Annotated in this window: 11 protein-coding genes; all 11 read left to right on the forward strand. The window is 68.4% G+C overall.

The window, feature by feature from the left end; genetic code table 11:
* Positions 1-618 (forward strand): acyl-CoA carboxylase biotin carboxyl carrier protein subunit (locus WA965_RS09240; protein ID WP_526447391.1); only part of this gene is annotated, 618 nt, incomplete at its 5' end.
* Between the two features lie 58 nt (positions 619-676).
* Positions 677-1,831 carry an acyl-CoA dehydrogenase family protein gene (locus tag WA965_RS09245; protein WP_526296584.1) on the forward strand — a complete coding sequence of 385 codons (1,155 nt, stop codon included), beginning with the start codon at positions 677-679 and terminating at the stop codon, positions 1,829-1,831.
* Positions 1,832-1,957: 126 nt separating this feature from the next.
* Positions 1,958-3,514 (forward strand): acyl-CoA synthetase, encoded by a 1,557-nt coding sequence (locus tag WA965_RS09250; protein ID WP_526447393.1) that lies wholly within the window; start codon positions 1,958-1,960, stop codon positions 3,512-3,514.
* A gap of 354 nt (positions 3,515-3,868) precedes the next feature.
* Positions 3,869-4,378 carry an FAS1-like dehydratase domain-containing protein gene (locus tag WA965_RS09255; protein ID WP_526296528.1) on the forward strand — a complete coding sequence of 170 codons (510 nt, stop codon included), beginning with the start codon at positions 3,869-3,871 and terminating at the stop codon, positions 4,376-4,378.
* Positions 4,375-4,812 carry a MaoC/PaaZ C-terminal domain-containing protein gene (locus WA965_RS09260; RefSeq protein ID WP_526296524.1) on the forward strand — a complete coding sequence of 146 codons (438 nt, stop codon included), beginning with the start codon at positions 4,375-4,377 and terminating at the stop codon, positions 4,810-4,812. The genes WA965_RS09255 and WA965_RS09260 overlap by 4 nt, the downstream gene beginning before the upstream one ends.
* A 182-nt stretch (positions 4,813-4,994) precedes the next feature.
* Positions 4,995-6,161, forward strand: a complete 1,167-nt coding sequence (locus WA965_RS09265; RefSeq protein ID WP_526296522.1) for a thiolase family protein — start codon at positions 4,995-4,997, stop codon at positions 6,159-6,161.
* Between the two features lie 34 nt (positions 6,162-6,195).
* Positions 6,196-6,621: a Zn-ribbon domain-containing OB-fold protein gene (locus WA965_RS09270; protein ID WP_526296520.1), complete on the forward strand. Its 426-nt coding sequence runs from the start codon at positions 6,196-6,198 to the stop codon at positions 6,619-6,621.
* Positions 6,622-6,717: 96 nt separating this feature from the next.
* The gene (locus WA965_RS09275) at positions 6,718-6,918 is read left to right on the forward strand and encodes an AMP-binding enzyme (protein WP_526296518.1); all 201 of its coding nucleotides are present in this window, start codon (positions 6,718-6,720) and stop codon (positions 6,916-6,918) included.
* A 128-nt stretch (positions 6,919-7,046) separates the two neighbouring features.
* Positions 7,047-7,814 carry an enoyl-CoA hydratase/isomerase family protein gene (locus WA965_RS09280; RefSeq protein WP_163887624.1) on the forward strand — a complete coding sequence of 256 codons (768 nt, stop codon included), beginning with the start codon at positions 7,047-7,049 and terminating at the stop codon, positions 7,812-7,814.
* A gap of 2 nt (positions 7,815-7,816) precedes the next feature.
* The gene (locus WA965_RS09285) at positions 7,817-8,629 is read left to right on the forward strand and encodes a TIGR03084 family metal-binding protein (protein WP_526447395.1); all 813 of its coding nucleotides are present in this window, start codon (positions 7,817-7,819) and stop codon (positions 8,627-8,629) included.
* A partial coding sequence (locus WA965_RS09290) for an acyclic terpene utilization AtuA family protein (protein WP_526296514.1) occupies positions 8,626-9,929 on the forward strand: 1,304 nt, incomplete at its 3' end. The genes WA965_RS09285 and WA965_RS09290, both read left to right, overlap by 4 nt.

Below are 9,929 nucleotides of genomic sequence, written 5' to 3' on the forward strand. Positions count from 1 at the left end.
CGCATGCACGCCATCGCGGCCACGCTCGCCCAGGTGACGGCGCGCCGCGCCGCGGCCCCCGTCCAGCCGACGCTGCCTGCCGGGTGGCGCAACAACCCGTCCCAGCTGCAGTCCACCGGATGGGCAACCGACGATGGCCGCGAGCTGCAGGTCGGCTACGCACTACTGCGCGACGGCGTCGAGGTCGAAGTCGACGGCAAGCCCGCGGAGGACCTCAGCGTGCTGGCACAACGGCCCGACCGGGTGATCCTGGAGATAGGCGGGCTACGGCGCGGTTACGACGTCGTACTCGACGGCGACATTGCCTATGTCGACAGTCCTGCCGGATCCACTGCGTTAACCCAGGTACCGCGGTTCCTCGACCCGAGCACGCTGAAGCCGGCCGGCTCGCTGACGGCGCCCATGCCGGGTTCGGTGATCCGGCTGCCCGTCGCCGCGGGCGACATCGTGACGGCCGGGCAGGCCCTGGTCGTGCTGGAGGCGATGAAGATGGAGCACACCATCGCCAGCCCGATCGACGGGGTCGTCGCCGAGCTTTCGGTCGCGGTGGGTCAGCAGGTGTCCACCGGCGACGCCCTCGCGGTGGTCGGAGCGGCCCACGGTGCAGACCAGACTTGAGCACCACCCAACCTGTCACCGGCCCCGGTGACGGGCGACTTGAAAGTAGGAGAGCGGCATGGAACTGCACGAGACCGAAGAGCGGCGAGCTCTTCGCAAGGCCGTGTCCGAGATCGCCAAGGACTTCGGGCACGACTACTACGTGGCCAAGTCGCTCGGCGGGGAGAAGAGTTCAGAACTCTGGCACGCCGTGGGCAAGCAGGGGTTCCTCGGGGTCAACATCACCGAGCAGTACGGCGGCGGCGGCGGCGGCATCTACGACATGCAGATCGTCGGCGAGGAACTGGCCGCGGCAGGCTGCCCGCTGCTGATGACGGTGGTCTCCCCCACCATCTGCGGCACGATCATCCAGGCCTTCGGCAGCGACGAACTCAAGGCACGCTGGCTGCCGGGCATCGCCAGCGGCGAGATCATCATGTCGTTCGCGATCACCGAACCTGATGCGGGCTCGAACTCCCACAACATCTCCACCCACGCCAAGCGCGTCGGCGGGGATTGGGTGCTCAACGGCACCAAGTACTACATCTCAGGGGTCGACGAGGCCGAGGCCATCCTGGTCGTCACCCGCACCGCGACCGACGACCGCGGCCGCGGACGGCTGAGCCTGCTCGTAGTCCCGACCGACGCACCCGGGCTGACCAGCACCCTCATCCCGGTGCAGGCCGTGACACCGGAAAAGCAGTTCACCCTGTTCTTCGACGACGTCCGGGTGCCGGTCGAGAACCTGATCGGCACGGAAAACGACGGCCTGCGTCAGGTGTTCATGGGCCTCAACCCCGAACGCATCATGGGCGCCGCCCTGGGCAACGGCATCGGCCGCTACGCGCTGGACAAGGCCTCCGCCTACGCGCGTGAGCGCACGGTGTGGGACGTGCCGATCGGAGCCCACCAGGGCCTGTCCCACCCGCTGGCGCACGCCAAGATCCAGCTCGAGCTCGCCCGGCTGATGACCCAACGCGCGGCCTCACTGCACGACGCCGGCGACCCCGGCTCGGCGGAGGCGTCGAACATGGCCAAATACGCTGCGGCCGAGGCCGGCATCCTCGCCCTCGACCAGGCGATCCAAACCCACGGCGGCAACGGGCTCGCCACCGAGTACGGGCTGGCCACTCTCTGGGGCCCGGCACGGCTGATGCGCACCGCGCCGATCAGCCGAGAAATGATCCTCAACTACGTGGCACAGCACAGCCTCAACCTGCCCCGCTCATACTGAGCATCCTTCATCCGTTCGTGTCCGCTTCGGTCTACCAAGACGGACGGTGGTGATCGGTCGCCCGCCGGGGCCGGGTCCTGCCTTACCGAGCATGTGTCAACCAAACTGCCGAGGAGGCAAATCAACATGGATCGCGGTATCGGTCAGTGGGTCACCAAACGGGCCTTCCTCAGCGGGCAGCGCACGGCGTTCGTCAGCGGTGACACCAACTTCACTTTCGCCGAATTCGAACAGCGCACCAACCAGGTGGCCTCGAACCTGATGCGTCTCGGCGTCCGCAAGGGGGACCGAGTGGCCGTGCTCCTGGTGAACTCGGTCGAGTTCATGGAGGTCCTCCTCGGTTGCGCGAAGATCGGCGCCATCACCATCCCGATCAACGTCCGGCTCGCCGGCCCGGAGATCGGCTACATCCTCGCCGACGCCGGCGCCGACGTGTTCGTCTTTCACCACCCGCTCGCGGCGGCGGCGGTCAGCGCGCTGGCCGAGCCCGGGGTCCGGGTCCGGCACACCGTCCGGGCCGGGGGCGCCGCGGCCGACGGCGAGATCGCCTACACCGACCTGCTCTCCGGCGGTGTCTCCGAGCCTCTCGACAACGACGTCGACGGCCGCGACCCCGCGTTCATCATGTACACCTCGGGCACCACCGGCCGCCCGAAGGGCGCCATCCTCACCCACGACAACCTACTGTGGAACGCCATCAACGTGCTGGGCGCCGAACAAGGGTTGACCGGCAGCGACGTGACCGTGGCCGTGGCCCCGATGTTCCACATCGGCGGGCTGGGGGTGCATACGCTGCCGTTGCTCTACGTCGGCGGGACCAGCGTGATCCTCCCGTCGTTCGACCCGGTGGGCACGCTGAAGGCGATGGCCGAGAGCCGAGCCACCGTCCAGTTCATGGTGCCGGCGATGTGGTCGGCGCTGACCCAGGTGCCCGACTTCGACTCCTACGACCTCTCGGCGCTGCGATTGGCCATGGGCGGCGGCGCGCCGATGCCGCTGACCGTCATCGACTTCATGCAGCAACGCGGCGTCCCCTTCACCGAGGGATTCGGGATGACCGAGACTGCACCCATGGTCTCGGTCTTGGACGCCGCCAACGTCACGACGCGGGCCGGGTCGATCGGCCGGGTCGCCATGCACGTCGATGCCCGTATCGTGGACGCCGACGACCGGGACGTCCCGGTCGACACCGTCGGCGAGCTCCTGGTGCGCGGGCCCAACGTGTTCGTCGGGTACTGGATGAAGCCGGCGATCACTGCCGAAGCCTTCCGGGGCGGCTGGTTCCACACCGGCGACCTAGGCCGGATCGACGCCGACGGCTACATCACGCTGGTCGACCGCAAGAAGGACATGATCATCTCGGGCGGGGAGAATGTCTACCCGATCGAGGTCGAGCAGGTGCTGTTCCGCCACCCCGGTGTGCTCGACGCGGCGGTAGTCGGCGGTCCGGACGAGAAGTGGGGTGAACGCGTCGTCGCGGTGGTGATGGCCGACCCCGCCGCCGAGCAGGCACCCGGCGCCGACGAACTGATCGCCTGGTGCCGCGAGCGTCTGGCGCATTTCAAGTGTCCGCGCGAAGTGCACCTCATTGCCGAGCTCCCGCGCAACGCCACCGGCAAGCTCCTCAAGACGGAGCTGCGCAAGCGATTCACCGGCGTCGAGGGCGGTGTCGTCCAGCGCTGAGCACTAGACCGGAAGCGGAGTCCGCGTCGGCCTCGTGACGGCTGCGCGTATCGCAGGCGAAGAGAGTCGATCAGGTGCGTCCGGCGGCGCGCCAGGTGCAAGGGGGACGATCGGCCTCGCCGAGAACGCCAGTGGCTCCCTGGGCGACGGGGCCGCGCGGCATGTGTCGTCACGATCCTGGCCGCCCTGGCTAGGCGGCGTGGCGGCTGACCTGTTCCCGCATCGTCCGGTACCCTGACCCGCCGGGGACTTCAGCCCGATCCACCACGAAGAATCCGATTCTGCAGCCGGACTCCACCATCGATCGAAAGGACAACCGTGGCCACTTCGACCACCGACATCACCGGTCTCGGGATGGCCTTCGGGACTCTTGAGGAGGGCCGGGCCTGGGCCGGTCGCACCTCGCAGCGTAAGCAGGCCTGGTTTCCGATCGACCGCTCGATGGTGCTTTACTACTGCTCACTGGTGGAGGACGGAAACCCGCGGTACTGGGAGGGCGACGAATGCCCGCCGGGTCTGTTGATGACGCTGAGCTTCAACCCCCAATGGACCCCCGAGCACCTCCACCGCGAGGACTCGCTGTTCGCATTCAGCGTGCCCTTGCCCGGTCACCACATCATCAATGCCTCCACCACCACCGAGCTGGAACGCCGGCCACGGATCGGCGACCACGTGTGGACCGTCGACGAGATCGTCTCGGTCTCGCCGGAGAAGACCACCCGTCTCGGCACCGGGGTTTTCATCACCTCTTTGACCACCTACGCCGACCAGCATGACAAGGTCATCGCGCGCAACACCAACGTGCTGTTCAGGTACGACATCACCGGTGGCGACCACCTGGGCCGAACCGAGGAGCAGCCATGACCAGCACCCCGACGGAGACACTACGGTTCGACGACGTCGCGGTCGGCGACGAGATCACCCCGGTCTCGATCCCGGTCACCTACAAGCGGGTCTGCATGAATGCGGCGTCCACCTGGGACTGGTTCCCTGGCCACCACGATCCGGAGTACGCGCGCAGCCAGGGTCAGCGGACGATCTACCTGTCGACGCTGTTCTTCCACGGCTTCATCGACCGCGGCCTCAGCGACTGGGCCGGTCCCGATGCGCTGCTCCGTCGTCGCAAGATCTCCATGATTAAGTCGATCTACCCGGGACAGACCGCAACCCTCACCGGGCGCGTCATCGGCAAGCGCGAAGTGAACGGCACGAGCCTGATCGACCTGGAGCTCATGGTCACCAGCGAGGAGGGGCCGTGTGTGCCCAGCGAGGCGACTCTGCAGCTCCCGACCGGATAGGCGTGCTCAATGAACTCGAACGAGCCGTCAGACTTCGCCTGAGCCGAAACGGCACCAGCCGTCGGCTGGCCACCCTGTGTCGAGCAACATGCCGAACCTGACGCGGAGCGGACGTCGGTGGCGGTGTGCGGTCACCGCCACCCCAGGCCAGCGATTGTTAGTCACTGCTAACGTCTTGACCCATGCCAGCACCACTCGCGACGCTCGCCGGATTCTCCGAGGTCACGCCCGGCCGTCTCGACCGCCCCTTCCTGGACTTGCACCTCGGGTCGGCCGTCGCCGCCCTGCGTGATGCGGGGATGGAGAGCTCGGATATCGACGGGCTGATCTGCGTGGGCTCCATGATGGGCGAGTCCATCGAGCACACGTTCCTGTCCGAAGAGATCCAGGACTCTCTCGGGCTCCACGAGCTCGGGTTGCAACTCGGTGTCCAGCTGGGCGGCGGGAGCCACCTCGCGATGCTCGGTGTCGCGACGCGGGCGATCCGGGCCGGTCAGTGCTCGGCGGTCCTATGCGTGTCGGCCGGGGTCTTCCCGCCCATCCGCGACGTCGGCCGGCGCCTGATGACGATGACCTGCCATCCGGATTACGAGCTTCCCTACGCGCCGTCCATCCCCACCCTGTACGGGTTGATCGCGCAGTCGTGGCTCGACGAGGTCGGGCAGGGTCGCGAGGTGTTCGCCGAGGCCGTGGCCGCCCAGCAGGAATGGGCGCTGGCGCATCCGACCGCCATCGGCGCCGGAGCCGGGAGGTTCACCGTCGAGCAGGTGCTCGATGCACGGCACATCGCCGGTCCGTTCGGCTACCTCGACTGCTCCATTCCGTGCGAGGGTGGCGGCGCCTTCGTCGTCGTCTCGCCGGATCGGGCCGTAAGCGTGCCGCATCGACCGGTTCACGTGGTCGGCATCGGGGAGGGCCATACACACGGGTTCCTCACCTCGATGCCCGATCTCTCGCGCACGGGCGCGGTCCGCTCCGGCGCCACCGCCTTCGCCCAGGCCGGCATCGCCCCCGCCGACATCCAGCTCGCGCAGCTCTACGACGCGTTCAGCTCCAACCCGCTGATGCTGCTCGAGGAGCTCGGCCTCGCTGAGCGCGGCAAAGCCGTCGAGCTCTACCGGGAAGGCGCCACCCGTCCCGGTGGGCGGCTGCCGGTGAACACCAACGGTGGGCTGCTGCGTTTCGGCCACTCCGGCACGGCCTCGGGAATCTGCGGGATACTGGAGGCCTACCAGCAGATGACCGGCCGCGCGGCCGGCATCCAGGTCGGCCAGGCCGACCTCGGGGTCGTCCACGCCTACGGTTCCATGCTCTGCAGCCACGTCACCGTCATCCTGGAGGGGTCATGACCACCGAGACAATCAACTTCGCGGAGGCGCCGTCGTGACCGCCACCTACCTGGAGGGGTTGGCCGATCCGGCGGTCCTACCCCGCATCGATGATGTCAACCGCGGCCACTTCGAGGCGGCGGCCCGGGGGTGCCTCGCCGTACGCGAGTGCACCGCGTGCGGGCTGCTTTTCCACTACCCGCGCCCGTTCTGTCCCCGCTGCCACTCCGCCGAGCTGACGTGGACCGAACTGTCCGGCAACGCGACCGTGCTCGTCGCCGCAGTCGTCAGCCGTCCCCCGTGGAACGACCTACCCCGATCGGCGCCCTACCCGGTCGTCGTGGTCCGCCTGGCCGAGGGCCCGCAGATGCTCTCCACCGTGGAGGGCTGCGACCCCACCACAGTGGTTGCGGGGATGGCGGTGCGTGCGGCGTTCGAGCGCGTCGGTGACATCGGCATCGTTCGATTCGTCCCCGCTTGAGTGCCCTGAACCGATCCGGCGAGAGGACCACCCCGCCCATGGATCACGACCTGGACGCCAACATCATCACCCGGGTCCAGTTCGGCAAGTCCGGCGGTGAAACGTCGCCCCCATCGTGACATCGAAGCCGGGGCGTCGCTGACCGAAGAAGACCTGATCGCCGCCGCCCGCACCCCGCTGTCGGGGTTCAAGGTGCCCAAAGCCGTGCTGTTCACCGACGCCATGCCGCACACGGCCACCGGCAAGATCCAGAAGAACGTGCTTCGCGAGCGCTACCGCAGCCACTTCGAGAGCTGACGCACCGGTCGCCCGAGTGAGGCCGATCGACGCCCGTTTCTGGTCATCGTGAGATCCTGCCGAGTAACGTACTGCGAGTGAACGAGCCCTCACATCGGGAGGGCGGGTGCCGATCAGGACGGGGATTGATGAGCGAGGAAGCGATCACCTACGAGGTCGTCGACGGGGTGGCCTGGTTGACGATCAATCGCCCCGAGGCACGGAACGCGCTCAACGGGGCGGTGCGGCAGGGACTGTTCGACACCGTTCACCGCTTCAACGCCGACGACTCCGCCAAGGTTCTGGTGCTGACCGGGGCCGGCGACAAGGCGTTCTGCGCCGGCGGGGACCTGAAAGAGATGGCGGAGACGGCGCTCACGGTTCCGCCGCCAGACTTCGCGCCGCAGTTCGGCCGCAACATCGAGGTCGTCAAGCCGACTATTGCCGCGGTGAACGGCGTCGCCTTCGCTGGCGGATTCCTGCTGGCCCAGCAGTGCGACCTCGTCATCGCAGCTGAGCACGCCAGGTTCGCGGTCAGCGAGGTCAAGGTAGGTCGCGGCTCACCGTGGGCTGTCCCGCTGTCGTGGCTGCTGCCGCCGCGGATTGCGCTGCAGATTTTGATGACCGGCGACCCGATCACTGCCGAGCGCGCCCGCGAGGTAGGCATGGTGAACGAGGTCGTGCCCGCAGCGGAGCTGCGGGAACGAACGCAGGAGATCGCCCTGCGGATCGCTTCCAACGCACCGCTGTCCGTACTCGCGGCGAAGAAGACCGTATACCTCTCCGCAGAGCACCACCTGACGGAGGCCTACGACCTCGCCGACCAGATATGGGAGCCGGTGTACCTCAGCGCCGACGCGCAAGAGGGTCCCGCCGCCTTCCGGGAGAAGCGCACACCGGTCTGGAAGGGACGTTAGCCGTGGCCGTGACGATGGAGTCCTTGATCACCGACATCGAGGCGGAGACGGCCGAGCTGAGGTCGCTGATCGCCGAGCTGCCCGACGGCCCGGCCGGGTGGGACGCTCCGACCCCCGCGGCAGGCTGGGCGGTCCGCGATCAGATCAGCCATCTTGCTTTCTTCGACGACGTCGCGGTGCGCTCAGCCACCGACCCCGAGGGCTTCACGGCCGAGGTGCTGCCCATGCTGGCCGACGGCCGGATCTCCCCGGACACCATCGCCGAGCGCTACCGGTCGATGCCGGCAACGGAGCTGCTGTCCTGGTTCGACGGCGCACGCCGCGCCCTCGTCACTGCGTTCGCCACGGTCGAACCGTCAGTGCGGGTGCCGTGGTTCGGCCTCCCCATGAGCGCGGCCTCCTCGCTGACCGCGCGGATCATGGAAACCTGGGCGCACGGTCAGGACGTGGCCGACGCGCTCGGAGTGACCCGTGTGCCCTCGGCCAGGTTGCGCCACGTCGCCCACATCGGCGTGGGAGCGCGGGCGTTCAGCTACATGGCCGGCGGCCTGGAGGTGCCCAAGGAGCCCGTCCGCGTGGAGCTCACCGCACCGGGGGGCACACTCTGGACCTGGGGCCCCGACGGCGTGCCCGACCGGGTCACCGGCACTGCGCACGACTTCTGCCTGCTGGTCACCCAGCGCAGGCATCGCGACGACACCGCACTGGAAGTCACCGGTCCGCTCGCCGACCAGTGGCTCTCCATCGCGCAGGCCTTCGCCGGACCTCCCGGTGGCGGTCGCACCGCAGGACAGTTCGACGGAGGAGTGTCGTGAGAGACCCGGTACGCATCGGAAATTGCTCGGGCTTCTACGGCGACCGGATCGCCGCGGCGCGGGAGATGGTCGAGGGCGGGGCGGGCGAGGAGAGCATCGACGTGCTCTGCGGCGACTACCTCGCTGAGCTGACGATGCTCATCCTGGCGAAGGCCCAGGCGAAGGATCCCGCGGGCGGCTACGCGCGCACGTTCCTGACCCAGATGGAGCAGGTGCTGGGCACCTGTTCCGACCGCGGTATCAAGATCGTGGCCAACGCCGGTGGGCTCAACCCGGCCGGGCTGGCCGTCAAACTGCGCGAGCTTGCGGACCGGCTCGGTATCACCGTCCGGATCGCCCACGTCGAAGGTGATGACCTGCGCGGCAACCTCGCCGCGATCACCCCTCCGGTCGGTGAGATCAAGCCGGTCTCGGCCAACGCCTACCTCGGCGGCTGGGGTATCGCCGAAGCGCTGGGTGCGGGCGCCGACGTCGTCGTCACCGGACGCGTGACAGACGCCTCACTGGTCGTCGGCCCGGCCGCCTGGTGGCACGGGTGGGAGCGCACCGACTGGGACCGGCTCGCCGGTGCCGTCGTGGCCGGCCACGTCATCGAATGCGGACCACAGGCCACGGGCGGCAACTACGCCTTCCTCGACGAGATCACCGACCGTCGCTACCCTGGCTTCCCGATCGCGGAGGTCGCGGCCGACGGCTCGTCGGTGATCACCAAGCACGCCGACACCGGGGGGCTGGTGTCGGTTGGTACGGTCACCGCCCAGCTGCTCTACGAGATCGCCGAGCCCGCCTATCTGGGGCCCGACGTGGTCACTCACTTCGACACGATCTCTCTGGCCCAGCAGGCCGAGCACCGGGTGGCGATCACGGGTGTCACCGGCAGCCCGCCACCGGAGACGCTCAAGGTGGCGCTGAACGAGGTCGGCGGCTACCGGAACACCATGACGATGGTGCTCACCGGCTTGGACGTGGAGGCAAAGGCCGCGTTCGCGCAGCAGCAGTTGTTCGACATCCTCGGCGGTCCGGACTCCTTCGCCGAGACCGACGTCCGGTTGCTGCGTTTCGACACACCGGACGCCCCCACCAACGACCAGGCGTGCGCGCACCTGCGGATCACGGTCAAGGACACCGACCCGCGCAAGGTCGGCCGGACGTTCTCGAGCGCAATCATGGAGATCGCTCTGGCCGGGTACGCGGGCTTCCACACCACCACGCCACCCACGTCGGAGTCGGCGTTCGGCGTGTACCGCCCAGCGGCAGTGCCCCGGTCGAGCGTGACGCAGGTCGTGGTGCTGCCCGACGG

This window comes from Mycobacterium sp. (assembly GCF_049683935.1).
Classification (GTDB): Bacteria; Actinomycetota; Actinomycetes; order Mycobacteriales; family Mycobacteriaceae; genus Mycobacterium.